We start from the raw sequence: 24,791 nt of genomic DNA, 5'->3' as shown, positions 1-24,791 counted from the left end.
GATACCGTTTTATCGGCTCGCCCAGTGCGTCACGCCGTATGCCCTTGGCACTTGCCTTTGCGAAAGTCCCCGGGTTAGGGTCGGGAAATCCTTTCCTGACAAATCGCATGAATTCCCGATGACAAAGAAAATCTATCTCGCCGGACCGGAAGTCTTCCTCCCGAACGCGCGCGAAATGCTCGATCTCAAGGCCTCGCTGGCGCGGGAAGCCGGTTTCACGCCGCTTTCGCCTGGCGATCTGCAAATTCCGCCGGCGGATACCAGGATCGGTCACGGTTGCAACATCAATGCCGTCGATGAGCGGATGATGCTGGAAGCGGATGCGGTGATCGCCAATCTCACGCCGTTCCGCGGCATCGCCGCCGATACGGGAACCAGCTATGAGCTGGGCTTCATGTGCGCGCTGGGCAAGCCGGTTTTCGCCTATACCAATGTCGCGGCCAATCACTTCACCCGCATCAAGGCGCATTATGGCGGCGTCGCCACCCTGGATGAAACGGGCCGTTATCGCGGGCCGGACGGGCTGTCGATCGAGAATTTCGACATGGTCGACAATCTCATGCTGCATGGCGGGATTTTGCGGCGCGGCGGCGTCATCATCGTTGGCGATGCTCCCGAAGAGGCTTTGTATACGGATCTCGAGGCCTACAGGCGCTGTCTCGCGGCGGCGGCCGAAAAATTACTGACACCGATTGACCCTGAAAAAACCAATAGAGTGGAGGCATCATCATGAGCGGAACCATCCTCATCACCGGCGCGACATCCGGCTTCGGACAGGCCACGGCGCGGCGCTTCGTCAAGGAGGGCTGGAAGGTCATCGGCACGGGCCGGCGGGCGGAACGGCTGGAGGCGCTTTCAGCCGAGCTCGGTTCCGCCTTTCATGGCCTCGCCTTCGACATCACCGACGAGGAGGCGACAGGCAAGGCGCTGTCCGGATTGCCGGAAGGCTTCCGGGATATCGACGTTCTCGTCAACAATGCCGGCCTCGCACTCGGCACCGCGCCCGCACCGCAGGTGCCCTTGAAAGACTGGCAGACCATGGTGGACACCAACATCACCGGTCTACTGAACATCACCCACCATCTGCTGCCGACGCTGATCGGGCGCAAGGGTATTGTCGTCAACCTCTCGTCTGTGGCCGCACATTACCCTTATACGGGCGGCAATGTATATGGCGGTACCAAAGCGTTCCTGCGGCAGTTTTCGCTCGGCCTGCGTTCCGACCTGCACGGCAAGGGTGTGCGGGTGACATCCATCGAGCCCGGCATGTGCGAAACGGAATTTACGCTGGTGCGCACCGGCGGCAATCAGGAAGCCTCGGACAATCTCTATAAGGGCGTCAATCCGATCACGGCGGACGATATTGCCAACACCATCCACTGGGTTGCCTCGCAGCCCAAGCATATCAACATCAACAGCCTCGAACTCATGCCGGTCAACCAGTCCTTCGCCGGTTTCCAGGTCTATCGGGAAAGCTGATTTTCCCGCGATTTTGGGGAGTGCTGAAAAACCGGGCAGGAATTTTCGAGCTATGCAGAAATGCAATGCTGCATTGCGAGACTTGCTCTGTTAAAAATCACGGATACCGCTATATTCAAATCATCGAAGCGACGCACTCCTCCTCCCAGCGTCGCTCGATGTGGATCGGTGGTACTCCTCCTCCCAATCACCGATCAAGTTTGAAGCCTGCCGCACCTCCTCCCGCGGCAGGCTTTTTCCTTTTCTGGGCGTTTATTCCTTGAATATTTTGGGCTGTCGACTTTCAGCGCACCGGCTTAGTGCTGAAGACGGTCCGCGGTCTCCCCTTGGATTTCCGGGGGATTTTGAATTTCTGCGTCAAGGCAACGAGCGTTGAAATCAGGCGTGCGTCGATCACATTTTCGTTATGTCTAGATAAATTTGCACAGTTTTGTGGTGGCGTGCCCTGCCGGGCCATTGCTTACCCCCGCCCTGTGTTTAAGCATGGGCAAAAGAACGCTTGGGAGGTTGCCGGCACGCCTGTGTCTGCGGCCCGAAAGCGGCGGGGAGAGAATGGCAGACTTTCAAGAGGCGCTGAAGCGGTTTCAGCCGATCGCGGTTTCATCGATCGCTGAAGACGAGTTCAGGTTGCGACTACGCGGCCTGCAGGCGCGAATGATCCAGCAAAATATCAAGGCGGTCTGGCTCGATGCATCATCGTCGCTGACCTATTATACCGGCCTGTCGCTTGGTCTTTCCGAGCGCATTCACGGCGCGCTGGTGCCGGCGGAAGGCGTGCCGGTCTATGTCAGCCCGACCTTCGAGGAGCCGAAGCTTCAGACGCTCATCCGCATTGCGGGTGAGGTTGCCGTCTGGGAAGAGGATGAAAGCCCCTTCGACCTGATGGCAAGGCGCATTGAGGCGCTGACCTGTCCCGGCCATCTTGTCGCCATCGATCCCGCCACCCCCTTTGTCTTCGCATCGGCCCTCATGCAGCGTCTTGAAGGGCGCATCATTTCCGCCCAGCCGATGATCGTCGCCCAGCGGCAGGTCAAATCCGCAGCCGAGATCGCCATCATCCAGACGGCGATGGACGCGAGTTACGGCGTGCAGAAGGCCGTGTTCGAGGGGCTGCGTCCCGGCGTTTCCACTACGGAAGTCGCTGATTTCGTCAATGCGGCGCATATTGCCCTTGGCCTGAAGCCGCTTTTCGTGGCGGTGCAGTTCGGCGAGGCGACGGCCTATCCGCATGGCGTGCCCAATGCGCAGACGCTCAGCGAAGGCGATATGGTGCTGGTCGATCTCGGCGGCATTCTTCACGGCTATCGTTCCGATATCACCCGCACCTACGTCTTCGGCAAACCGACGGAACGGCAGCGTTTCCTCTGGAACGCCGAGCGCGACGCGCAGGCGGCGGCCTTTGCCGCAGCAAAGGTCGGCGCTGCCTGCTCGGATGTGGACAGGGCCGCGCGCGACAGCCTGAAAGCGGCCGGTTTCGGCCCGGATTATCAGCTTCCCGGCCTGCCGCACCGCACCGGCCACGGGCTTGGGCTGGATATTCACGAAGAACCCTATATCGTTGCAGGAAATGCCACGGCGCTGGAGCCGGGCATGTGTTTTTCCATCGAGCCGATGCTGTGCGTTTATGGCGAATGCGGCGTCCGTCTCGAGGATATAGCCTATATGACGGAGGCGGGACCACGCTGGTTCTGCCCACCGGAGAAGAACCTCGACCGGTTGTTTCAACCGGTCGCCGGGTAATTGGTCGGGAGGCAAAGGACCGAACGGCGACATGGGGCTCCCGCGTCGCTGCTGACCAGAAGAGGTAGGCCCCCGGACGGGGCCGCAGGAACTCAGAAAAAGAGGGAAAGGACCACCAGATGAAAACGCTGACCCGCAGTTTGCTTATCGCCTCTGCGATTGCGATCACTTCCGCCATGCCCGCCATGGCGAAGACCTTCGTTTATTGCTCCGAGGCATCGCCGGAAGGCTTCGATCCGTCGCCCTACACCGCTGGCGGCACCTTCGACGCTTCCGCGCATCCGGTCTACAACCGCCTGACCGAGTTCAAGAAGGGCACGACAGAAGTTGAGCCCGGCCTTGCCGAAAAATGGGAAGTTTCGAGCGACGGTCTGGAATACACCTTCCACCTGCGCAAGGGCGTGAAGTGGCACTCCAACGACAAGTTCACGCCGAGCCGCGAATTCAACGCCGATGACGTGATCTTCAGCTACGACCGCCAGCGCGATGCGAAGAACCCGTGGAACCAGTATATCGCAGGCATCACCTACGAATATTTCAACTCCATGGAAATGCCGTCGCTGATCAAGGAAATCGTCAAGGTCGACGATTACACCGTCAAGTTCGTGCTGACGCGTCCGGAAGCGCCGTTCCTCGCCAATATCGCCATGCCTTTCGCCTCCATCGTGTCGAAGGAATATGCCGATACGCTGGAAAAGGCCGGCACCAAGGAAGACTTCAACAACCTGCCGATCGGCACGGGCCCGTTCAAGTTCGTCGCCTATCAGAAGGACGCGGTCATCCGCTACCAGAAGAACGCCGACTACTGGGGTGAAGCACCGAAGATCGACGACCTGATCTTCGCGATCACGCCGGACGCGGCCGTTCGTCTGCAGAAGCTGAAGGCCGGCGAATGCCACCTGATGCCTTACCCGGCACCGGCCGATCTTGCCGCCATCCGCGCCGACAAGAACCTCAAGCTCGATGAACAGTCGGGTCTGAACGTCGCCTACTTCGCCTATAACACCACCGTTGCGCCTTTCGACAAGCCGGAAGTCCGCAAGGCGCTGAACATGGCGATGAACAAGCAGGCCATCATCGACGCCGTGTTCCAGGGCGCCGGTCAGGTTGCCAAGAACCCGATCCCGCCGACCATGTGGTCCTATAACGACAGCATCAAGGACGATGCGTACGATCCGGAAGCGGCCAAGAAGGCTCTCGAAGCCGCTGGCGTCAAGGATCTTTCGATGAAGATCTGGGCGATGCCGGTTCAGCGTCCTTACATGCCGAACGCACGCCGCACCGCCGAACTCATCCAGGCGGATTTCGCCAAGGTTGGCGTCAAGGCCGAGATCGTCTCCTATGAATGGGGTGAATACCTCAAGAAGTCGACCGAAGTGAACCGCGACGGCGCCGTCATCCTCGGCTGGACCGGTGACAACGGTGACCCGGACAACTTCATGGGCGTTCTGCTCTCCTGCGCTTCGGCAGGTGAAGGCGGCACGAACCGTGCGCAGTGGTGCAACAAGGAGTTCTCCGAGCTGATTTCCAAGGCGAAGCAGGCGACGGACGTTGCCGAGCGCACCAAGCTTTACGAGCAGGCGCAGGTGATCTTCAAGGAACAGGCTCCGTGGGCGACGCTTGCGCATTCCACGCAGTTCGTTCCGATGTCCGCCAAGGTTTCCGGCTTCACCATGAGCCCGCTTGGCGACTTCACCTTCGAAAACGTCGACATCGCGGAATAATCCCAAACAACGGACGCGCGGAAGGACCCTGTTCTTCCGCGCGTCTTTTCAGGAAAAAGCCATGATCCGGTTCATTCTCGGCAAACTTCTCTACCTCGTTCCGACATTTCTCGGGATCACCTTTGTCGCCTTCTCCTTCGTGCGCGTCCTGCCGGGAGATCCCGTGCTGCTGATGGCGGGCGAACGCGGCATTTCACCCGAACGGCATGCGCAGCTTGCCGAACAGCTCGGCTTCAGCCAGCCCATCTGGCAGCAATATCTTCATTTCCTCGGACGGCTGCTTCAGGGCGATCTCGGCAATTCGCTGGTCACCAAGAAGCCGGTTCTCACCGAGTTCCTGTCGCTCTTCCCCGCGACGGTCGAGCTTGGTCTCGTCGCCATCATCATCGCAACCTTGATCGGCGTGCCGGTCGGCGTCATCGCCGCCATCCGTCGCGGTTCCTGGTTCGACCAGATTTCCATGACGACCGCGCTCGTCGGCTTCTCCATGCCGATCTTCTGGTGGGGGCTGCTGCTCATCATCATGTTCTCCGGCATCCTGCAATGGACGCCGGTGTCGGGCCGCATCTCGCTGATGTATTTCTTCCCCTCCGTCACCGGTTTCATGCTGATCGACAGCCTGATTTCGGGCCAGAAGGGCGCCTTCGCGTCGGCCTTTTCGCATCTCATCCTGCCCTCCGTCGTGCTCGCCACCATTCCGCTGGCGGTGATTGCGCGCCAGACGCGCTCGGCCATGCTGGAAGTCATGGGTGAGGATTATGTGCGCACCGCCCGCGCCAAGGGCATGTCGTCCGCCCGCGTCGTCGGTATCCATGCGCTGCGCAACGCGATGATCCCGGTCATCACCACCATCGGCCTGCAGATCGGCGTGCTGATGGCGGGCGCCATCCTGACCGAAACCATCTTTTCCTGGCCGGGTATCGGCAAGTGGATGATCGATTCCATCTCGCGCCGTGATTATCCGGTCGTGCAGAGCGGCCTGCTCCTGATCGCGGGTCTGGTGATGATCGTCAACCTGCTCGTCGATCTGACCTATGGCCTCATCAATCCGAGGATCCGTCACAAATGACCGATGTGACCACCACTCCCGGCGTCCGCCTTTCGGACGCCGCCATCCGCCGCCGGATGCTTGCCGATTTCTGGTTCTATTTCCGCCAGAACCGCGGCGCCGTCATCGGGCTTGCCGTCTTCATCCTGCTTGTACTGGTGGCGATCTTCGCGCCGATCCTTGCCCCGCATGATCCGACACAACAATATCGCGATGCGCTCCTCGTCCCGCCGGTCTGGCAGGAAGGCGGCCGTGCCGGCTTCTTCTTCGGCACCGATGCGGTCGGCCGCGACATGCTGTCCCGCCTGATCTACGGCGCGCAATATTCGCTGTTCATCGGCGTTGTCGTCGTTTCCATCGCCCTTGTCGGCGGTATCGTCATCGGTCTCGTCGCCGGCTTCTTCGGCGGCTGGGTGGATACCGTCATCATGCGCGTGATGGACGTCATTCTGGCGTTTCCGTCCCTGCTTCTGGCGCTGGTTCTGGTTGCGGTCCTCGGGCCGGGTCTCACCAATGCCATGATCGCGATTGCCATCGTCTACCAGCCGCATTTCGCGCGTCTGACACGTGCTGCGGTCATGAGCGAACTCAGGCGCGAATATGTCACCGCCGCCCGCGTGGCCCGGCGCCGGCAATATCCGGCTGATGTTCAAGACCATCCTGCCGAACTGCCTTGCGCCGCTGATCGTTCAGGCGACGCTTTCCTTCTCGTCCGCGGTTCTCGATGCCGCCGCTCTCGGCTTCCTCGGCATGGGCGCGCAGCCGCCCGCCTCCGAATGGGGCACGATGCTGGCGGAAGCGCGTGAATTCATCCTGCGCGCCTGGTGGGTCGTGACCCTTCCGGGCCTGACGATCCTGATCTCGGTGCTCGCCATCAACCTCATGGGTGACGGGCTGCGCGATGCGCTCGATCCCAAACTGAAGCGGAGCTGAGCGATGAGCCTGCTGAAAATCAAGAACCTCACCGTCAAGTTCGCCACCGCCACCGGCGCCTTCACGGCCGTCAACGGCATCGATGTTTCCGTGGACAAGCACGAGGTGCTGGCCATCGTCGGCGAGTCCGGTTCCGGCAAGTCGGTATCGATGCTCGCCGTCATGGGGCTTCTGCCCGACACGGCGACGATCACCGCCGACGAGATGACCTTCGATGGCAAGAACCTTTTGGCCATGTCGCCGCAGGAACGCCGCAGGGTGATCGGCCGCGAGATCACCATGATCTTCCAGGAGCCGGTGGCCTCGCTCAACCCGTCCTTCACGGTCGGTTTCCAGATCGAGGAGGTTCTGCGCCTCAATCTCGGCATGAGCGGCGCTGCCGCGCGTGCCCGCGCCCTGGAACTGTTCCGGGCTGTCGGCATTCCCGAGCCGGAAACCAAGCTCAAGGCCTATCCGCACCAGATGTCGGGCGGCCAGTGCCAGCGTGTGATGATCGCGATTGCGATCGCCTCCAAGCCGCGCCTCTTGATCGCCGACGAGCCGACCACTGCCCTTGATGTGACGATCCAGAAGCAGATCCTCGATCTGCTGATGAACCTGCAGGCGGAATATGGCATGGCGCTGATCCTCATCACCCATGACATGGGCGTGGTGGCGGAAACCGCAGACCGCGTCGTCGTGCAATATAAGGGCCGCAAGATGGAGGAGGCGGATGTCTTGAGCCTCTTCGAGGCTCCGCAGCATCCCTATACCAAGGCACTGCTTTCGGCCCTGCCGGAAAATGCCACCGGCGACCGTTTGCCCACGGTTTCCGATTTCTTCGGCAAGGAGGGCGTTCAATGAGTATCGTTGTCGAAGGCAAGGGCATTACCCGCGACTATCACGTTCCCGGCGGCCTGTTCGGCGGCGCCAAGACGGTGCAGGCCCTGAAGGGCATCGACTTTGCCGTCGAGCGCGGCAAGACGCTCGCTATCGTCGGTGAATCCGGCTCCGGTAAATCGACGCTGGCCCGCATCATCGCGCTGATCGATCCGGCATCCGGCGGCGAACTGAAGATCGAAGGCAAGCCCGTCGATATCGCCAGACGCCGTCCCGATACGGAGATGCGCTCCAAGGTGCAGATGGTGTTCCAGAACCCCTATGGCAGCCTCAATCCGCGCCAGAAGGTGGGCGACGTGCTGATGGAACCGCTGGTCATCAACACCAAAATACCGGCTTCCGAGCGCCGCGAGCGGGCCGAAGCCATGCTGGTGAAGGTCGGTCTCGGTCCTGAGCATTTCAACCGTTATCCGCACATGTTCTCCGGCGGCCAGCGCCAGCGCATCGCCATTGCGCGCGCACTGATGCTGAACCCGGCGCTGCTGGTGCTGGACGAGCCGGTCTCCGCGCTCGATCTTTCGGTGCAGGCGCAGGTGTTGAACCTGCTCCGGGATTTGCAGGAAGAATTCGAACTCACCTACATTTTCGTCAGCCACGATCTTTCGGTGGTGCGTTACATCGCCGACGATGTGATGGTCATTTCGAAGGGCGTAGCGGTGGAGCAGGGCACGCGCGAGGAACTCTTCGCCGATCCGAAGCATCCCTATACCCGCCAGCTTTTCGCTGCGACACCGATCACGGATGTCGATGCCATCCGCGCCCGCGTGGAGCGCCGCAAGGCGGCACGGCTGGCAGCGACAGCCTGAAGGCTGACGACCGAGGTTAGGAACAGGCCGGATTTCCGGCCTGTTCTTTTTCAGGACTTCAGGAAACGCTGGACTGCCGCAAGCGCGCCGTGTTCCCGAATGTCGCGATAGGCGGCTTTCAGGGTTGTGACGAAGGTTTCGTTCCTGGGCAGGTCGCTGCCAAATGTGCGCTCGAAAGTCAGAAAACGGTCGACAACCGCATCCGGCGCCATTGTCAGTTGATCCGGCGCATCCCACTCCTTGAAAGCGGGATCGAGAATGGTGATCGGCTGCCCCTTTTCATTCTTGTCCGCGCAGGACCTGATCCAGAGCGCGACGGCGAAAATGACCGTCCGACTTTCAGCCTTCTCCTCCAGCAGCTCGCGCAACGGGGCGAGAATGCGCAGCGGTACTTTCTGCGATGCATCGGAGGCGATCTGCATGGTCTTGTGCTGCAATGAGGGATTGGCGAAACGCTCCCGCAGGCCGGCTGCGAATTCCGCCCCGTCGACGGCGGGGTCGAGCGTCCGTTCGATCTCGCGCCAATAGGCGTCGATGAAATCGCGCACGGGTTTTTCACCCCAGGCATCCGCCACCGTCGCAAGGCCGGCAATCTGGCCGATGGCGGCGATGGCGCTGTGGGAGCCGTTCAGCATTCTGAGCTTCATATGCTCGTATGGCTCGACATTGCCGACGAATTCCACGCCCGATTTCTCGAGCGCCGGCCTTCCATGCGGAAAACGATCTTCAATGACGAAACGGAAATAGGGCTCGGCCACCACCGGCCAGGCATCGCTGAGGCCGAGTGCGGCCGAAATCGCCTCGCGGTCCGCATCCGTGGTGGCGGGAACGATCCGATCCACCATCGAGCAGGGGCAGGCAATATTGGTTTCGATGAAGGATGCCAGTTCCGGATCGACCAGTTCCGCAAATTCCAGCAGAAGCTTTTGCAGCACATGGCCGTTGGCGGGCAGGTTGTCGCAGGAAAGGAGCGTCAGGGGCGGAGAACCTTGCCTGCGCCTGCGCCGTGTGGCCGCAAGGATGAAGCCGAAGATGGAGCGCGGCCGCTCAGGGTTTTCGAGATCATGGACGATATCGGGATGATCGCGCAGCAGGCTGCGGGAGGCGAGATTGGTGAGGTAACCCTTCTCCGTCACGGTCAGGGTGACGATGAGGACGCGCGGATCGGCCATCCGCTCCACCAGCCGTTCGGGCTCTTCCGGGGCGACTATGGTTTCCAGAATCGAACCGATGACGCGCAGGCGCTCGCTCTCACCGTCTCGCAGGCAAAAGGTGTAGAGATTATCCTGCGGCTTAATGGCGTCGCGCGTATCCGGGCTGCGCAGCGATGCCGCGACGATGCCCCATCGGGTTTCGCCGCGATTAAGGCAATCGTCGATGAAAACCGCCTGATGCGCCCGATGAAAGGCCCCGACGCCGAGGTGCACGATGCCGGGCGTGACGCTTTGGCGGTCATAGGCGGGTGTCGTGACGGATTGCGGCAGGCGGGGTAGCGTTGCAGCGGAAAGCCGGTCTGTCATCGATGCGAAATCCCCATGTGGAACGGGACGGTTGGGGCTCTCGCCGCTCTCATTGCGGCGTCCGGCTTGTGGCGCATCATGTCAGTTCCTCCCCTTATATGCGGAATGATCAGGCGCCGGCCTCTTTGAGCAGCCGGACCTGGCGCAGCGTATTCTGGCGGCTGCGCTCGAGATGCCGCCACAGGGCATCGACGATCTGGGCCTTGCTGCCTGCGGCGATGGCATCGGCGATATTCTGGTGCTCCTCGACCGAGCGGGCGTAGTCGCCGAGGATCGAGACGAAAACCGTGTGGGTCTGGTCGAGAATGCGCTCATGCGAGCCGGAAATGACGGGAATGCGCGCCGCCGACACAAGGGTCGTATGGAAGCTGCGGTCGTAAAAAAGCGCTTTCGACAGTTCGTCGAGCGTCGAGCCTTTGGCGAATTTACGATGTTTCGCAAGGCTTTCCAGCAGTTCCGCGTGCAGCGCTCCATCCAGTTGCCCGGCGTCGAAGGCCACTTCCACGGCACCTTTTTCGAGCAGCATTCTGGCGGCGTAAAGTTCCTCCACATCCTCCACGGTGAAATTGCGCACCACCATGCCGCGCCGGGAGGAATTGACCACCAGCCCATCGGCCTCGAGTTTCAGGCAGGCTTCCTTGACCGGCGTGGGGCTGATGCCGAGATCGGCCGCAAGCTCATTGGGCAGCAGGCGTTCGCCGCCGCGCAATCTGCCGCTGACGATGCGTGCGCGCAGTTCCTGATGCGCCTGTTCGGCGAGCGTGACTTTGACCAGCGAGTTCATGGCGGCATCATTGCCCAGCTTCGAAGGACTGGCAATGGCCGAATATTAAAAATAAAAAATTTTTTATTTTACAAGAGGCGTTTTTCCTTTAGCTCTATCCGTCAGCGGAAGCAGGCTGCTGGAGGAGGGCGGTCTGGCAATTTCCCGAAAGCCCATCTGCGCGGCCCGTGGTCGCGGGGACGCGGCGTCTATTCCTCCCCGCAAGCAATCAGCATCGAGGAATGACCGATCATGAAAATTACTGCCGTCGAACCTTTCATCCTGCATCTGCCGCTGACATCGGAGTCCATTTCCGATTCCACCCACAGCATCACCCATTGGGGCGTCGTCGGTGCAAAGATCACCACCAGCGATGGCCTTGAGGGCTATGGTTTTACCGGCACCCACGCGCATCTGCCGTCGGACAGGCTGATCACATCCTGCATCAGCGATTGTTACGCGCCCTTGCTTCTGGGTGAGGATGCATCGGAGCATTCGAGGCTGTGGACGAAACTGGCCCGTTATCCGGCGCTGCAATGGGTCGGCAGGGCCGGCATCACCCATCTGGCGCTGGCGGCAATTGACGTTGCACTTTGGGACCTGAAGGCGAAAAAGGCGGGCGTGCCGCTCTGGCACTATCTCGGCGGCGCGCGCACGGCGGCGGTGGAGGCCTATAATACCGATATCGGCTGGCTTTCTTTCACGCTGGAGGATTTGCTGGCGGGCAGTGCAAGGGCGGTGGAGGAAGACGGGTTCAACCGGCTGAAGATCAAGGTCGGGCATGACGACCCGAATATCGATATTGCCCGCCTTGCGGCCGTGCGCAAGCGTGTCGGTTCGTCCATCCGCATCGCCATCGACGGCAACGGCAAGTGGGATTTGCCCACATGCCAGCGTTTCTGCCCGGCGGCGAAAGATCTGGATATCTACTGGTTCGAGGAGCCTCTCTGGTATGACGATGTGACGAGCCATGCGCGGCTGGCGCGCAATACGTCCATTCCGATTGCGCTGGGGGAACAGCTCTACACGGTGGACGCGTTCCGCTCATTCATCGATGCCGGCGCGGTTGCCTATGTCCAGCCGGATGTGACCCGGCTTGGCGGCATCACCGAATATATCCAGGTTGCCGATCTCGCGCTCGCCCATCGCCTGCCCGTGGTGCCGCATGCCGGCGAGATGAGCCAGGTGCATGTGCATCTGAGCTACTGGCACCCGGCTTCGACCATTCTCGAATATATTCCCTGGATCAAGGATCATTTCGAAGAGCCGATCCATGTGCGGGATGGCGTTTACAAACGTCCGGAGCACCCCGGCGCCAGCACCACGCCGCTGGCTGAAAGCTTCGCCCGTTATGGCAAATCGGTAAAATGAGCAGCGGTACACAGCCCGGATTTTAAGGGAGGGTAGCCCGTCCTCCGTCATGCCGGACTAGATCCGGCATCCAGCCACGGCGCGTCTGCGCCGTGAAAAGAGTCTTTCGCAATCAAGGACTTGATCGCGCTGGACCCCGGATCAAGTCCGGGGTGACGACGGAGTGTGGGTGATGCAATTTTTCCAAATTTAGCGCCAGCCGAGAGCCGGCGCCACCTGCTTGAGGATCGTCTCGATCACATGGGCGTTGTAATCGACGCCCAGCTGGTTCGGCACGGTCAGGAGCAGCGTATCGGCCTCGGCGATGGCCTCGTCGGCTTTCAGCTGTTCGATCAGTTTTTCCGGCTCGGCGGCATAGCTGCGTCCGAAGATCGCGCGTGTCTTGTCGTCGATATAACCGATCTTGTCGTCGCCTTCGTTGCCGTAACCGAAATAGGACCGGTCGCGATCGTTGACGAGAGCGAAGATGCTGCGGCTGACCGATACACGCGGCTCGCGGGTGTGGCCTGCTTCTTTCCATGCTTCCCGGAAGATGCGGATCTGCTGCGCCTGCTGGACATGGAAAGGCTCGCCCGTTTCATCCGTCTTCAGGGTGGAGCTTTGCAAATTCATGCCGAGCTTTGCCGCCCACACCGCCGTTGCATTGGAACTCGAACCCCACCAGATGCGCTCGCGCAGCCCTTCGGAATACGGCTCCAGCCGCAAAAGGCCCGGCGGGTTGGGGAACATCGGGCGCGGATTCGGTTCAGCGAAACCTTCGCCCTTCAAAAGATCGAGGAAGACTTCGGTGTGCTGACGCGCCATGTCTTCTTCGCTCTGGCCCTCGGCCGGACGGTAACCGAAATAACGCCAGCCATCGATCACCTGTTCCGGCGAGCCGCGGCTGATGCCGAGCTGCAGGCGACTGCCGGCGATGAGGTCGGCCGAACCGGCGTCCTCCGCCATGTAGAACGGGTTTTCATAACGCATGTCGATGACGCCGGTGCCGATCTCGATCTTTTTCGTGCGCGCGCCGACGGCGGCCAGCAGCGGAAAGGGCGAGGCAAGCTGGCGGGCGAAATGGTGCACGCGGAAATAAGCGCCGTCGGCCCCCAGCTCTTCCGCCGCGACGGCGAGGTCTATCGATTGCAGCAGCGTGTCCGCAGCCGAGCGGGTCTGCGACTGGGGCGAGGGCGTCCAGTGGCCGAAGGACAGGAATCCGATCTTTTTCATGATGACCTTCCAGATGTCGGAGGATGCCGGCTTTCACAAACCGGCTTCGTTGTTGTCAGTCATATAAGCAGTTGAGCGCGTTCTCCAATTCGCCACCGGTAGACACGGTGTCGCCGAAATGTGAACGATGCCGCTCAGGCGGTCGTCTTTCGGTCGAGCACGAAGAGATTTTGGTGGGCGCGGGCCGTGGTAAGAATGAAATCCATGAGCGAGCGCACCCGCGGCACGTTGGCAAGGTCCTGGTGGCTCGTCAGCCAATAGCCTCGCCGCAGCTCCACTTCACCGGGAAGCACCATTTGCAGATCCGGAAAGCGGGCGGCGATGAAATTCGGCAAGATGCACAGCCCCCTGCCGCTCAGCGTTGCGGTCAGCTGCGCAAAAATGCTCGAGGACTGGAAACTCGGCCGCAGACCCGGCAGCACGTCACGCATATAATCGAGGCCCGGTGAAAAGATCAGGTCCTGCACGTAGCCGATGAAGAAGTGGTCGAGCAGGTCCTCGCGCTTTACGATTTTCGGCCGCCCGGCGAGATAGGAACGCGAGGCATAGATATGCAGCGTGTAGTCGATGATCTGTTCATTGATGTAGGGACCGGCCTTTGGCGGATCGAGCGTTACCGCCACATCCGCCTCCTTTTTGGACAGCGCCATGATTTGCTGGATCGTCACCATCTCCACCATGATGTGGGGATGGGTGACGGCGAAGTCTTTCAGCCTCTCCACGAAGAAAAAATTGGAAAAACCTTCAGGCGCGCTGAGCCGCACCACGCCGCGCAGCAGGCTGCCGCTTTCGGAAATATCCGATTGCAGCCTTTCGGCTTCCGCCTCGATGCGCTCGACCGTATCGACCAGCCGCCGTCCCACCGTCGTCAGTTCATAACCGCGCGGGTTTCGCTCGAACAGCTTGGTTTTCAGGGAAAATTCCAGCCGGTCGATATGGCGGGAGACGGTGGCGTGGCTGGTGCGCAGGCTTCTGGCTGCCGATGAGAGCTGTCCGGTGCGGGCCACGGCCAGAAAATATTGCAGGTCGTCCCAGGTAAAAGGGGTGGCCATATTTGTCTCCCATCAAGAGTTCTGTTCAAAAATGAACAGTTCCTGTTCGCAATTTGATGATGCCCCGCTCTTGTGTCAACGGCCGAATTCGAGAAGTCTAGGCTCAGGATGCATCGCTTTGAGGAGGGCGGTGTGACCGTTCAGGTGCAATGGCATGGAAGCCCGCAGGCGGTTTCGTTCACCGTTGCACAGACCATCTGAGGCTCGCAATCATCTCTGGGAGGAGAAGTCATGCGCAAGAGTATCGTTTTATCCACGGCCATGGCGCTGGCCGCTGGCACCGCCGCCTATGCCGCCGAGATTTCGGACGGCAAGGTCAAGATCGGCATTCTGAACGACCAGTCGGGCGTCTACGCCAATTTCGGCGGCAAATACTCTTATGAAGCCGCGAAGATGGCGGTCGAGGATTTTGGCGGCAAGGTGCTCGATGCGCCGGTGGAAGTGGTGACCGCCGACCACCAGAACAAGGCGGATGTGGCCTCCAATATCGCCCGCCAATGGTACGATACCGAACAGGTCGATTCGATCATGGAACTGACCTCGTCGTCGGTCGGTCTTGCCGTGCAGGCGCTGTCGAAGGACAAGAAGAAGATCACCATCAATACGGGTGCGGCAACCACCGAACTGACCGGCAAGCAGTGCAGCCCCTATGGTTTCCACTGGGCCTATGACACCTATTCGCTGGCGGTCGGCACCGGCGGCGCGCTCGTCAAGCAGGGCGGCGACAGCTGGTTCTTTCTGACCGCCGACTATGCCTTCGGTTATTCGCTGGAAGAAAATACCGCCAATTTCGTCAAGTCCAATGGCGGTAAGGTTCTGGGTTCCGTGCGCCATCCGCTCGCCACGACGGATTATTCCTCCTTCCTGCTGCAGGCGCAGTCCTCGGGTGCGAAGGTCATCGGCCTTGCCAATGCCGGTCTCGATACCTCCAACGCCATCAAGCAGGCGGCCGAATTCGGCATCGTCGCCGGCGGCCAGCGGCTTGCCGCGCTTCTCTTCACGCTTGCCGAAGTCCACGGCCTCGGTCTTGAGGCGGCTCAAGGGTTGACGCTGACGGAAGGTTTTTATTGGGACCGCGACGATGAATCGCGCAAGTTCGGCGAACGCTTCAAGGAACGCACCGGCGCCATGCCGAACATGGTTCATGCCGGCACCTATTCCGCCGTGCTGCATTACCTGAAGGCCATCGAAAAGGCTGGCACCGACGATGCCGATGCCGTCGCCAAGGCCATGAAGGAAATGCCCGTCAACGACGTCTTCTCGAAGGACGGCCATGTGGCCGCCAACGGTCGCATGATCCACGACATGTATCTCATGGAAGTGAAGAAGCCGGATGAGAGCAAGCAGCCGTGGGATTATTACAAGGTTCTCGCCACCATCCCCGGCAAGGAAGCCTTCATGGACCCCGCAAAGAGCGGTTGCCCGCTGGTAACGCAGTAAAGAAGAATAAAAAGGGGAAAGCTTGATGACGATCGCTCCCGCCCTTGCCGGGCAGGCGGAACCTCGCGTCGTTCTTTCGGCGCGCGGTCTCTTCAAGACCTTCGGCGCATTCGCGGCCGTGAAAAACGTCGATCTCGACGTCCACCATGCCCGCGTGCATGCGCTTATCGGTCCGAACGGCGCCGGAAAAACCACGGTCTTCAACCTGTTGACCAAGTTTCTCCAGCCGACAGGCGGGGCGATCACCTTCATGGGAACGGACATAACAAGGACGCCGCCGGACAAGGTGGCGCGACTGGGCCTCGTCAGGTCTTTCCAGATATCGGCGGTGTTTCCGCATCTGACGGTTCTGGAAAACGTGCGGGTGGCGTTGCAGCGGCCGAATGGCCTCGCAACGCAATTCTGGCTGCCGCTCTCCTCGCTCGACAGGCTGAACGCCCGCGCCGAGGAGTTGATCGCAACGGTTGGCCTGACACGGGAAAAACATGCGCTTGCGGCCGATCTTTCTTACGGCCGCAAGCGTGTGCTTGAAATCGCCACCACGCTGGCGCTCGATCCGAAGGTTCTGCTGCTGGATGAACCGATGGCCGGCATGGGCGGTGAGGATGTCTCCCACGTCGCCGAACTCATCCGCGAGGTGGCAAAGACACGCGCGGTGCTGATGGTCGAACATAATCTGAAAGTCGTGGCCGATATCTGCCACCACGTCACGGTCTTGCAACGGGGTGAAATTCTGGCGGAGGGCGATTATGCCACTGTCTCCGCCGATCCGCGTGTGCGCACGGCCTATATGGGCACGGAGGAGGCTTGATATGGCGGCAATGCTCGAAGTCTCCAACCTGAAATCCTGGTATGGCGAAAGCCAGGCGCTGCACGGTGTCGATCTGACGGTCGGCGAGGGCGAAACCATCACCATTCTCGGCCGCAACGGTGTGGGCAAGACCACGACGCTGCGCACCATCATGGGCATCATCCGCAACCGCAAGGGCGTCATCAAGCTGGGCGGCAAGGATATGATGCCGGTGCCGCTGCATCGCACGGCGAAATACGGCATCGGTTTCGTGCCGGAAGAGCGCGGCATCTTCGCGACGCTGAGCGTCGAGGAAAACCTGAAGCTGCCGCCCGTCGTCGCATCCGGCGGCATGACGCTCGATGAGATATACGAGTTGTTTCCCAATCTTTACGAACGCCGCACCAGCCCCGGCACCAAGCTTTCCGGCGGCGAGCAGCAGATGCTGGCCATGGCGCGCATCCTGCGCACCGGGGTCAAGGTGCTGCTGCTTGACGAACCGACCGAAGGGCTTGCCCCGGTCATCGTGCAGCGCATCGGCGAGGTGCTGCAAAAGCTGAAGAGCCGCGGCATGACCGTTGTTCTGGTCGAACAGAATTTCCGTTTTGCCAGCCGCATCGCCGACCGTTTCTACCTGATGGATCACGGCCAGATGGTCAGCAATTTTCCGGTCGGCGAGCTTTCCGGCCGCATGGGCGAGCTCAACAAGGTGCTGGGGGTTTAACGATGACGATGATCTTCGGCGTTCCAATTCAGGCACTGCTCGGGCAATTGCTGGTGGGCCTTATCAATGGCTCGTTTTATGCGCTGCTGTCGCTTGGCCTTGCCGTCATTTTCGGCCTGCTGCGCGTCATCAATTTTGCCCATGGCGCGCAATATATGCTCGGCGCTTTCGTGGCCTTCCTTGGCCTGCAATATTTCGGCATCAATTTCTGGGTGGCGCTCATCGTCACACCTTTCGTCGTGGCGTTGTTCGGTGCGATCGTCGAACGCTTCCTGCTGTCGCGGCTTTACGATCTCGATCCGCTTTACGGGCTGCTGTTCACCTTCGGCCTGGCGCTGGTGGTGGAAGGCACGTTCCGCTGGCTTTATGGCGCGGCGGGCCAACCCTATTCGGTGCCGCGCGAGCTTGCCGGCGGCACCAATCTCGGCTTCATGTTCCTGCCGAATTACCGCGCTTTCGTCGTCGTCATTTCGCTCATCGTCTGCATCGCCACCTGGGCGCTGATCGAAAAGACGCGGCTTGGCTCCTATCTGCGCGCTGCCACCGAAAACCCGACGCTGGTGCAGGCCTTTGGCATCAATGTGCCTGTTCTCCTGACGCTGACCTACGCCCTGGGCGCCGGCCTTGCCGGTTTCACCGGGGTTCTCGCCGCCCCCATCTATCAGGTCTCGCCGCTGATGGGCACGAACCTCATTATCGTCGTTTTTGCGGTGGTCGTGGTCGGCGGCATGGGGTCGATCATGGGCGCCATCGTCACCGGTTATATGCTGGGCGTGGCCGAAGGCTTGACCAAGGTGTTCTACCCGGAAGCCTCCAACATCGTCATCTTCGTCATCATGGCCTTTGTGCTGCTCATCCGCCCCGCCGGACTTTTCGGAAAGGACGCCTGATATGTCCAAAGCCACCCATAGCCCCACCGCCGGCACGCTGCCGCAGACGGAAGTTTCGGCGGCCGCCGGAACAATCAAGACCGTGCTCATACTGGCGGGTCTCGCCGTGTTGATCGCCGCGCCGATGTTCGTCTACCCGATCTTTCTGATGAAGCTCCTGTGCTTTGCGCTGTTTGCCTGCGCCTTCAACCTCCTGATCGGTTACACCGGGCTGCTTTCCTTCGGCCATGCGGCGTTTTTCGGCGGTGCCGCCTATTTCACCGCCTATTCGGTGAAGGAATGGGGCGTTACCCCCGAGATCGGCCTTGTCATCGGCATGGCGGGGGCGGCGCTGCTCGGTCTCGTCATCGGCTTCTTCGCCATTCGCCGCCAGGGCATCTATTTCGCCATGATCACGCTGGCGCTGTCGCAGATGTTTTATTTCTTCTGCCTTCAGGCGCCCTTCACCCATGGTGAGGACGGCTTGCAAGGTGTGCCGCGCGGTCATCTCTTCGGTCTTCTCGACCTCAATGCACCGCTCAATATCTATTACACGGTGCTGGCCGCCTTCGTCATCGCGCTGCTGGTCATCTGGCGTTTCGTCAACTCGCCCTTCGGCATGATCCTGAAATCCATCCGCGAAAACGAGCAGCGCGCCATTTCGCTGGGCTACAGCGTGCAGCGCTACAAGCTCGGCGCTTTCGTCATGTCGGCGACGCTGGCCGGTCTTGCGGGTGGCCTCAAAGCGCTGGTCTTCCAGTTCGCGACGTTGACTGACGTGACCTGGCAGATGTCCGGCGAAGTGATCCTGATGACGCTGCTCGGTGGTATCGGCACCATGATTGGCCCGATTTTCGGCGCGGGTCTCGTCGTCACCTTGCAGAACTATCTCGCGACATCCGATTTCCCGGTCACCATCATCACCGGCCTCGTATTCATGGCCTGCGTTCTGGTGTTCCGGCGCGGTCTGATCGGCGAATTTTACGCGTCGCGGCTCGGGAGAAAACTCGGCTTTCAGCACCGCAGCTAGACATTTTTGAAAACACAGACAAGGCCTCCTCCGCGTCCGGGACGGTGCGGCAAGGGCGGCGCATGGAGAAGAGCATGGGCGAATATGACTATATCGTCATCGGAGCGGGGAGTGCCGGATGCGTTCTCGCCAACCGCCTTTCGAAAGATCCGAACAACCGCGTGCTGCTTCTGGAAGCGGGCGGCAACGACAATTACCACTGGATCCATATTCCGGTCGGTTATCTCTATTGCATCAATAACCCGCGAACCGACTGGTGTTTCAAGACGGCGGAAGAGCCGGGGCTGAACGGCCGTTCGCTGATCTATCCGCGCGGCAAGGTGCTTGGCGGCTGCTCCTCCATCAATGGCATGATCTATATGCGCGGTCAGGCGCGCGATTACGATATGTGGCGGCAGCTCGGCTGCGAGGGCTGGGGGTGGAACGATATCCTGCCCTATTTCCTGAAGTCGGAAGACTTTTATCGCGGCAAGAACGAGATGCATTCCGCCGGCGGCGAATGGCGCGTGGAAAAGGCCCGTGTGCGCTGGGATGTGCTGGACGCCTTCCAGAAGGCGGCGGGCGAGGCCGGCATTCCCGCAACCGATGATTTCAACCGGGGCGACAATGAAGGCGCCGGTTATTTCGATGTCAACCAGAGGGCCGGCTGGCGCTGGAACACGGCGAAAGCCTTCCTGAAACCGGCGCTCGGCCGCAAGAACCTGACGGTTCTGACCAAGGCCCATGTCAAGCGTCTCATCATCGAGGAAGGCCGTGTCACCGGCGTCGAGTTTCACCATGACGGCGTCTTGAAAAAGATGCGGGCGCGGCGCGAGACGGTGCTGTCCGCCGGCGCCATCGGCTCGCCGCATGTTCTTGAGCTTTCCGGCGTCGGCCGTGGCGATGTGCTGCAGGCGGCCGGTATCGACACGGTGGCGGAGGTTCAGGGTGTGGGTGAAAACCTGCAGGACCATCTGCAATTGCGCATGGTCTACAAGGTCTCCGGCGTCCTGACGCTGAATGAAAGGGCCTCCACCCTGTTCGGCAAGGCTAGGATCGGCCTCGAATATGCGCTGACGCGCTCCGGGCCGATGTCGATGGCGCCGAGCCAGCTCGGTGTCTTCACCCGCTCTTCGCCGGAAAAGGAAACCGCCGATCTGGAATATCATGTCCAGCCGGTTTCGCTCGACAAGTTCGGCGATCCGGTTCACACTTTTCCGGCCATTACCGCAAGTGTCTGCAATCTGCGGCCGGAAAGCCGGGGCTCAGTGCATGTGAAAGGACCGGATTTCGCCATGCAGCCGGAAATCCGCCCGAACTATCTTTCCACCGAAGGCGACCGCCAGGTGGCCATCGACGCCATGCGGCTGACGCGCCGTATCGTCGCCCAGCCGGCCTTCGCGCGCTTCAAGCCGCAGGAATACCGGCCCGGCCCGTCTTTCGAGAATGACAACGATCTCGCCAAGGCGGCGGGGGATATCGGCACCACCATCTTCCACCCCGTCGGCACGCTGCGCATGGGTTCGGACATGGAAAGCGTGGTCGATGCGCGGCTGAAATTCCGCCGGCTCGCCGGGCTGCGCGTCGCCGACGCATCGGTGATGCCGCGCATCACATCCGGAAATACCAATTCCCCGACGATCATGATTGCCGAAAAGGCCGCCGACATGATCCTTGCGGATAATCGCTGAAAGGAGCGCTCCGATGAAGACCGTCGCTTTTATCGGGCTGGGACATATGGGCCTGCCCATGGCCGCAAATCTCGTCAAGGCCGGATATGCCGTCAGGGGGCACGATCTTTCCGAAGCCTGCCGCGTGGCGGCGAAAGAGGCGGGCATTCCTGTAGCGGCGGATTCCGCCGAGGCTATCGAAGCGGCTGAGGTGATCATCACCATGCTGCCGAAGGGCGAACATGTGGTTTCCGTCTATGACGATCTGGTTCGGAAAATTCCTGCCGGCACGCTGCTCATCGACTGCTCGACGGTGGATATGGAAAGCGCGCTGAAGGCGCATGAACTGGCCGCTTCCGCCGGTTGCCCCTCGGTCGATGCACCCGTTTCCGGCGGGACGGGCGGGGCTGCGGCGGGCACCCTGACCTTCATGTGCGGCGGCGAGGCTGCGGCTTTCGCTGTGGCAAAGCCGGTGCTGGAGGCGATGGGCAAGAAGATCGTGCATTGCGGCAAGGGCGGTAACGGCCAGGCGGCCAAGATCTGCAACAACATGATCCTCGGCATTTCCATGATCGCGGTTTCCGAGGCCTTCGTGCTGGGCGAAAAACTCGGGCTTTCGCATCAGGCGCTGTTCGATGTCGCCTCCACCTCTTCCGGGCAATGCTGGTCGCTCACCACCTATTGCCCGGTGCCGGGGCCGGTGCCGACATCGCCCGCCAACAAGGATTACCAGCCCGGATTCGCGGCGGCCCTGATGCTGAAGGATCTGAAACTTTCGCAGGAGGCGGCGAAGGGCGCCGGGGCTTCCACCCCGCTCGGTGCGGCGGCGGCGGCGCTTTATGAGAACTTCGTCGGCGAAGGAAGCGGCGGGCGTGATTTCTCCGCCATCGTCGAAATGCTGCGCGGGGGCGAGGCATGACGGACGCGCCATCCGACATCTTATGGGTACCGCCGGAGAAGAGGCTGGAGCGCTCGGCGCTTTTCGCCTTCGCGACGAAAACGGCAAAGCTGCACGGGCAGGCCGCCGATGACTATGCCGGCCTGCTGCGCTGGTCCATCAACGCGCCGGATGAATTTTACGATGCGCTGTGGGACGAACTCGGCATTATCGGCACGCGCGGCGATACGGCATTCAAGCCCGGCAAGACCATACGGGAGGCCGAGTTCTATCCGGGCGCAAGTCTCAATTACGCCGAAAACCTGCTGCGCGATGCCGACGGGCGGCTGGCCATCATCGCCCATCGCGACGACGGCACCAGGCGGGAGATTACCCGCAGAGAGCTTTACGACGAAGTGTCCCGCATGGTGCAGGCGCTTACCCATGCAGGTGTGAGCGAAGGCGACCGCGTCGGTGCCATCGTCACCCATGATATCGAGGCGATCGTCAGCTATCTGGCTGTCAGCGCCATCGGGGCGATCTGGTCGTCCTGCTCGCCGGATTTCGGCCCGGCGGGAGCCTCCGACCGCCTGTCGCAGATCGGCCCGAAAATCTTCATCGCCGTGCCGGAATATGGTTATGCCGGCAAACGCATCGATGTCGGCCCGACCATCCGCGCCGTGGCGGAAAGTGCGGCTCCTGAAAGGATCGTGCTGATCGGCGATGCCGTTCCCGAAAGTCTTGCCGATCTCGGCTGCGTGACGCTTACGGATTTCGTCGCGCCTTATGCGGCGGGCGAGATTGCCTTCAATCGTCTGCCCGTCAAGGCGCCGCTGGCGATCCTTTATTCCTCCGGCACCACCGGCAAGCCGAAATGCATCACCCATTCCGGCGGCGGTTTGCTTCTACAGCACATGAAGGAACTGAAGCTGCAATGCGATATTCAGGAGGGCGAGCGCTTCTTCTATTTCACCACCTGCGGCTGGATGATGTGGAACTGGCAGGTCTCCGGTCTGGCGCTCGGCGCAACGCTCGTCACCTATGACGGCAATCCCGGTTATCCGACATCCGCGCGGCTGATCGATCTCATCGACGCCGAACGGATCGCCACTTTCGGCACGTCGGCGAAGTTTATCGATGCCTGCCTGAAGGCCGGGCTGAAACCGCGCGAAAGCCACGATCTTTCGTCGCTGAGGACGATTCTCTCCACCGGCTCGCCGCTCATCCCGCAATCCTTCGATTATATCTATCGCGACTGGAAGGCAGACGTGCACCTTGCCTCCATTTCCGGCGGCACGGATATCTGCGCCTGTTTCCTTGGCGGCAACCCTTTGCAGCCGGTTCATCGCGGCGAATTGCAGGGTGCGATGCTCGGCATGGATATCGACACGCTGGACGATGAGGGCCGTTCCGTTCGCGGCGTTGCCGGCGAGCTCGTCTGCCGCAATGCGCACCTTTCCATGCCGGTGAAGTTCTGGGGCGATGAGGATGGTTCGCGCTATCGGGCAGCCTATTTCGACCGGTTCCCCGGCATCTGGGCGCATGGCGATTTCGCCGAAATGCGCCCCTCCGGCGGCTATGTCATTCATGGGCGTTCGGACACGACGCTCAATCCCGGCGGGGTTCGCATCGGGACTGCGGAAATTTACCGGCAGGTGGAAACCGTGCCTGAAGTCGAAGAGGCGATTGCCGTGGGGCAGGATATCGACGGCGACCAGCGGGTCATTCTCTTCCTGCGCATGAAGGAAGGTGCGGCCCTGACGGAGGAGTTGGAAAAGACCATCCGCAGCCGCATCCGTTCCGGGGCCACGCCGCGGCATGTGCCGGCAAGGATCGTTGCCGTCAGCGCCATTCCCCGCACCCGTTCGGGCAAGATTTCCGAAATCGCGGTGCGAGACACCATCCACGGCCGGCCGGTGAAGAATGCCGATGCGCTCGCCAATCCCGAAGCGCTCGAACTTTTCCGCAACCTGCCGCAGCTGAAGGACTAGGCCGATGGAGGATCAACCGAAGACCGTGCTTGTCACGGGTTCCACCAGCGGCATCGGGCTCGCCATCGCCAAGCGTTTCGCCGAGGCGGGGTATCTGGTCGCGGTACATGGCATAGAGACGACGGAGGAGGCGACGCAGGCCCTGGAGATGGTTGCGCAGGTGGCGCGTCACAGGCCGGTCTATTTTGCCGCCAACCTCGCCAATTATGATGAAAGCGCCCATCTGCCGGAAACCGTCATCGCCGAATTCGGTCATATCGACGTCCTCGTCAACAATGCCGGCATTCAGAAGGTCGCGCCGATCGACGAGTTCGATTTCGCCGATTTCTCCCGCATCGTCGCCATCTCGCTCGACAGCGCGTTTCACACCATCCATGCGGCCCTGCCGGGCATGAAGGAAAGGGGCTGGGGCCGCATCGTCAACATCGCTTCCGCGCATGGCCTGCGCGCTTCGCCCTTCAAGGGGCCTTATGTGGCGACCAAACATGCGGTGGTGGGCCTGACGAAAAGCGTGGCGCTGGAAGTGGCCGAACTCGGCATCACCTGCAACGCCATCTGCCCCGGTTATGTCTGGACCCCGCTTGTCGCCGCCCAGGTTGCCGATCAGGCGCGCGTGCATGGCATGAGCGAGGAGGAGGTGGTGAAAAAGGTGATGCTCGCGCCGCAGCCGACCAGACGGTTTGTGCAACCGGAAGAAGTAGCGGAAATGGCGCTTTATCTCGCGGGCGATATGGCGCGCTCCATCACCGGCACCACCATTTCCATCGATGGCGGCTGGACCGCGAAATAATTTTCACGCACGCGCTTTAAGCGAACTGTCTCACCGGCTTCCGGCATTGTTGAGCGGTTTCAATCCTGTATAGTTTTCGTGGACGGCGGGGTCAGCGCCGTGTC

General features: G+C 61.0%; 21 protein-coding genes and 1 pseudogene. 18 read left to right on the top strand and 4 right to left on the bottom strand.

Translation table 11 applies throughout. The features are described from left to right. Nucleotides 1–118: 118 nt before the first annotated feature. From O3W47_RS03790 to O3W47_RS03755, 8 genes and pseudogenes are all read left to right on the top strand, one after another. Nucleotides 119–733, top strand: a complete 615-nt coding sequence (locus O3W47_RS03790) for a nucleoside 2-deoxyribosyltransferase (protein ID WP_269313031.1) — start codon at nucleotides 119–121, stop codon at nucleotides 731–733. Beyond that, on the top strand, nucleotides 730–1,479 hold the full coding sequence (locus tag O3W47_RS03785; protein ID WP_003522480.1) for an SDR family oxidoreductase: 750 nt from the start codon (nucleotides 730–732) through the stop codon (nucleotides 1,477–1,479). Before O3W47_RS03790 ends, O3W47_RS03785 begins: the two co-directional genes overlap by 4 nt. A 552-nt stretch (nucleotides 1,480–2,031) precedes the next feature. Then, nucleotides 2,032–3,219 (top strand): M24 family metallopeptidase, encoded by a 1,188-nt coding sequence (locus O3W47_RS03780; protein WP_269313030.1) that lies wholly within the window; start codon nucleotides 2,032–2,034, stop codon nucleotides 3,217–3,219. Between the two features lie 119 nt (nucleotides 3,220–3,338). Continuing rightward, the gene (locus tag O3W47_RS03775; protein WP_080819995.1) at nucleotides 3,339–4,943 is read left to right on the top strand and encodes an ABC transporter substrate-binding protein; all 1,605 of its coding nucleotides are present in this window, start codon (nucleotides 3,339–3,341) and stop codon (nucleotides 4,941–4,943) included. A 61-nt stretch (nucleotides 4,944–5,004) separates the two neighbouring features. Continuing rightward, entirely contained in the window at nucleotides 5,005–6,012 is a 1,008-nt protein-coding gene (locus O3W47_RS03770; protein ID WP_003522483.1) for an ABC transporter permease subunit, read from the top strand. Beyond that, nucleotides 6,009–6,924: pseudogene (locus O3W47_RS03765) on the top strand (ABC transporter permease subunit). Before O3W47_RS03770 ends, O3W47_RS03765 begins: the two are co-directional and overlap by 4 nt. A gap of 3 nt (nucleotides 6,925–6,927) precedes the next feature. Beyond that, nucleotides 6,928–7,767 (top strand): ABC transporter ATP-binding protein, encoded by an 840-nt coding sequence (locus tag O3W47_RS03760; protein WP_003522485.1) that lies wholly within the window; start codon nucleotides 6,928–6,930, stop codon nucleotides 7,765–7,767. Continuing rightward, entirely contained in the window at nucleotides 7,764–8,609 is an 846-nt protein-coding gene (locus tag O3W47_RS03755; protein ID WP_269313029.1) for an ATP-binding cassette domain-containing protein, read from the top strand. Before O3W47_RS03760 ends, O3W47_RS03755 begins: the two co-directional genes overlap by 4 nt. 50 nt (nucleotides 8,610–8,659) lie before the next feature. Here the strand turns inward: O3W47_RS03755 and O3W47_RS03750 are convergent, their stop codons facing one another. Beyond that, complete coding sequence (locus tag O3W47_RS03750) at nucleotides 8,660–10,129, bottom strand: mannitol dehydrogenase family protein (protein ID WP_137453358.1); 1,470 nt, start codon at nucleotides 10,127–10,129, stop codon at nucleotides 8,660–8,662. A 109-nt stretch (nucleotides 10,130–10,238) separates the two neighbouring features. Continuing rightward, nucleotides 10,239–10,913 (bottom strand): GntR family transcriptional regulator, encoded by a 675-nt coding sequence (locus O3W47_RS03745; RefSeq protein WP_269313028.1) that lies wholly within the window; start codon nucleotides 10,911–10,913, stop codon nucleotides 10,239–10,241. 231 nt (nucleotides 10,914–11,144) lie between these two features. Here O3W47_RS03745 and O3W47_RS03740 point away from each other — a divergent pair, with 231 nt between their 5' ends. Continuing rightward, nucleotides 11,145–12,263 (top strand): mandelate racemase/muconate lactonizing enzyme family protein, encoded by a 1,119-nt coding sequence (locus O3W47_RS03740; protein WP_269313027.1) that lies wholly within the window; start codon nucleotides 11,145–11,147, stop codon nucleotides 12,261–12,263. Nucleotides 12,264–12,452: 189 nt separating this feature from the next. Here the strand turns inward: O3W47_RS03740 and O3W47_RS03735 are convergent, their stop codons facing one another. Then, a complete protein-coding gene (locus O3W47_RS03735) occupies nucleotides 12,453–13,475 on the bottom strand; it encodes an LLM class flavin-dependent oxidoreductase (protein ID WP_269313026.1) in 1,023 nt (340 codons plus the stop codon). Between the two features lie 134 nt (nucleotides 13,476–13,609). Beyond that, nucleotides 13,610–14,527, bottom strand: a complete 918-nt coding sequence (locus O3W47_RS03730) for a LysR family transcriptional regulator (RefSeq protein WP_080820005.1) — start codon at nucleotides 14,525–14,527, stop codon at nucleotides 13,610–13,612. A 231-nt stretch (nucleotides 14,528–14,758) separates the two neighbouring features. Between O3W47_RS03730 and O3W47_RS03725 the strand changes: the two genes are divergently transcribed. The 9 genes from O3W47_RS03725 to O3W47_RS03685 all read left to right on the top strand — a co-directional run bounded on the left by O3W47_RS03725 (nucleotide 14,759) and on the right by O3W47_RS03685 (nucleotide 24,687). Next, the gene (locus tag O3W47_RS03725) at nucleotides 14,759–15,967 is read left to right on the top strand and encodes an ABC transporter substrate-binding protein (protein ID WP_059756891.1); all 1,209 of its coding nucleotides are present in this window, start codon (nucleotides 14,759–14,761) and stop codon (nucleotides 15,965–15,967) included. A gap of 25 nt (nucleotides 15,968–15,992) precedes the next feature. After that, the gene (locus O3W47_RS03720; protein ID WP_269313025.1) at nucleotides 15,993–16,778 is read left to right on the top strand and encodes an ABC transporter ATP-binding protein; all 786 of its coding nucleotides are present in this window, start codon (nucleotides 15,993–15,995) and stop codon (nucleotides 16,776–16,778) included. A 1-nt stretch (nucleotide 16,779) separates the two neighbouring features. Next, nucleotides 16,780–17,481 carry an ABC transporter ATP-binding protein gene (locus O3W47_RS03715; protein WP_269313024.1) on the top strand — a complete coding sequence of 234 codons (702 nt, stop codon included), beginning with the start codon at nucleotides 16,780–16,782 and terminating at the stop codon, nucleotides 17,479–17,481. A 2-nt stretch (nucleotides 17,482–17,483) separates the two neighbouring features. Next, a complete protein-coding gene (locus O3W47_RS03710) occupies nucleotides 17,484–18,371 on the top strand; it encodes a branched-chain amino acid ABC transporter permease (protein ID WP_003522496.1) in 888 nt (295 codons plus the stop codon). Between the two features lies 1 nt (nucleotide 18,372). Continuing rightward, complete coding sequence (locus O3W47_RS03705) at nucleotides 18,373–19,380, top strand: branched-chain amino acid ABC transporter permease (protein ID WP_269313023.1); 1,008 nt, start codon at nucleotides 18,373–18,375, stop codon at nucleotides 19,378–19,380. 74 nt (nucleotides 19,381–19,454) lie between these two features. Next, nucleotides 19,455–21,050 (top strand): GMC family oxidoreductase, encoded by a 1,596-nt coding sequence (locus O3W47_RS03700; RefSeq protein ID WP_174022520.1) that lies wholly within the window; start codon nucleotides 19,455–19,457, stop codon nucleotides 21,048–21,050. 13 nt (nucleotides 21,051–21,063) lie between these two features. Continuing rightward, nucleotides 21,064–21,948: a 3-hydroxyisobutyrate dehydrogenase gene (mmsB, locus tag O3W47_RS03695; RefSeq protein ID WP_269313022.1), complete on the top strand. Its 885-nt coding sequence runs from the start codon at nucleotides 21,064–21,066 to the stop codon at nucleotides 21,946–21,948. Next, nucleotides 21,945–23,897 carry an acetoacetate--CoA ligase gene (locus O3W47_RS03690; protein ID WP_269313021.1) on the top strand — a complete coding sequence of 651 codons (1,953 nt, stop codon included), beginning with the start codon at nucleotides 21,945–21,947 and terminating at the stop codon, nucleotides 23,895–23,897. The genes mmsB and O3W47_RS03690 overlap by 4 nt, the downstream gene beginning before the upstream one ends. A gap of 4 nt (nucleotides 23,898–23,901) precedes the next feature. Further along, nucleotides 23,902–24,687, top strand: coding sequence for a 3-hydroxybutyrate dehydrogenase (locus tag O3W47_RS03685; protein ID WP_080820020.1), 786 nt, complete (start codon nucleotides 23,902–23,904; stop codon nucleotides 24,685–24,687). Nucleotides 24,688–24,791 lie beyond the last annotated feature (104 nt).

Source organism: Agrobacterium sp. LMR679 (assembly GCF_027157905.1).
Lineage (GTDB): Bacteria > Pseudomonadota > Alphaproteobacteria > Rhizobiales > Rhizobiaceae > Agrobacterium > Agrobacterium leguminum.
The sequence above is the reverse complement of the archived record's forward strand: the minus strand, read 5'-3'. Positions and strand labels throughout refer to the sequence as shown.

Bases quoted from the DNA above. Each gene is read 5' to 3' on its own strand.
- O3W47_RS03685 (WP_080820020.1), top strand. From the start codon at position 23,902: ATGGAGGATCAACCGAAGACCGTGCTTGTCACGGGTTCCACCAGCGGC.
- O3W47_RS03735 (WP_269313026.1), bottom strand. From the start codon at position 13,475: ATGAAAAAGATCGGATTCCTGTCCTTCGGCCACTGGACGCCCTCGCCC.
- O3W47_RS03760 (WP_003522485.1), top strand. From the start codon at position 6,928: ATGAGCCTGCTGAAAATCAAGAACCTCACCGTCAAGTTCGCCACCGCC.
- O3W47_RS03725 (WP_059756891.1), top strand. From the start codon at position 14,759: ATGCGCAAGAGTATCGTTTTATCCACGGCCATGGCGCTGGCCGCTGGC.
- O3W47_RS03690 (WP_269313021.1), top strand. From the start codon at position 21,945: ATGACGGACGCGCCATCCGACATCTTATGGGTACCGCCGGAGAAGAGG.
- O3W47_RS03730 (WP_080820005.1), bottom strand. From the start codon at position 14,527: ATGGCCACCCCTTTTACCTGGGACGACCTGCAATATTTTCTGGCCGTG.
- O3W47_RS03785 (WP_003522480.1), top strand. From the start codon at position 730: ATGAGCGGAACCATCCTCATCACCGGCGCGACATCCGGCTTCGGACAG.
- O3W47_RS03780 (WP_269313030.1), top strand. From the start codon at position 2,032: ATGGCAGACTTTCAAGAGGCGCTGAAGCGGTTTCAGCCGATCGCGGTT.
- O3W47_RS03720 (WP_269313025.1), top strand. From the start codon at position 15,993: ATGACGATCGCTCCCGCCCTTGCCGGGCAGGCGGAACCTCGCGTCGTT.
- O3W47_RS03755 (WP_269313029.1), top strand. From the start codon at position 7,764: ATGAGTATCGTTGTCGAAGGCAAGGGCATTACCCGCGACTATCACGTT.
- O3W47_RS03745 (WP_269313028.1), bottom strand. From the start codon at position 10,913: ATGAACTCGCTGGTCAAAGTCACGCTCGCCGAACAGGCGCATCAGGAA.
- O3W47_RS03700 (WP_174022520.1), top strand. From the start codon at position 19,455: ATGGGCGAATATGACTATATCGTCATCGGAGCGGGGAGTGCCGGATGC.
- O3W47_RS03775 (WP_080819995.1), top strand. From the start codon at position 3,339: ATGAAAACGCTGACCCGCAGTTTGCTTATCGCCTCTGCGATTGCGATC.
- O3W47_RS03790 (WP_269313031.1), top strand. From the start codon at position 119: ATGACAAAGAAAATCTATCTCGCCGGACCGGAAGTCTTCCTCCCGAAC.
- mmsB (WP_269313022.1), top strand. From the start codon at position 21,064: ATGAAGACCGTCGCTTTTATCGGGCTGGGACATATGGGCCTGCCCATG.
- O3W47_RS03770 (WP_003522483.1), top strand. From the start codon at position 5,005: ATGATCCGGTTCATTCTCGGCAAACTTCTCTACCTCGTTCCGACATTT.
- O3W47_RS03710 (WP_003522496.1), top strand. From the start codon at position 17,484: ATGACGATGATCTTCGGCGTTCCAATTCAGGCACTGCTCGGGCAATTG.
- O3W47_RS03705 (WP_269313023.1), top strand. From the start codon at position 18,373: ATGTCCAAAGCCACCCATAGCCCCACCGCCGGCACGCTGCCGCAGACG.
- O3W47_RS03750 (WP_137453358.1), bottom strand. From the start codon at position 10,129: ATGACAGACCGGCTTTCCGCTGCAACGCTACCCCGCCTGCCGCAATCC.
- O3W47_RS03740 (WP_269313027.1), top strand. From the start codon at position 11,145: ATGAAAATTACTGCCGTCGAACCTTTCATCCTGCATCTGCCGCTGACA.
- O3W47_RS03715 (WP_269313024.1), top strand. From the start codon at position 16,780: ATGGCGGCAATGCTCGAAGTCTCCAACCTGAAATCCTGGTATGGCGAA.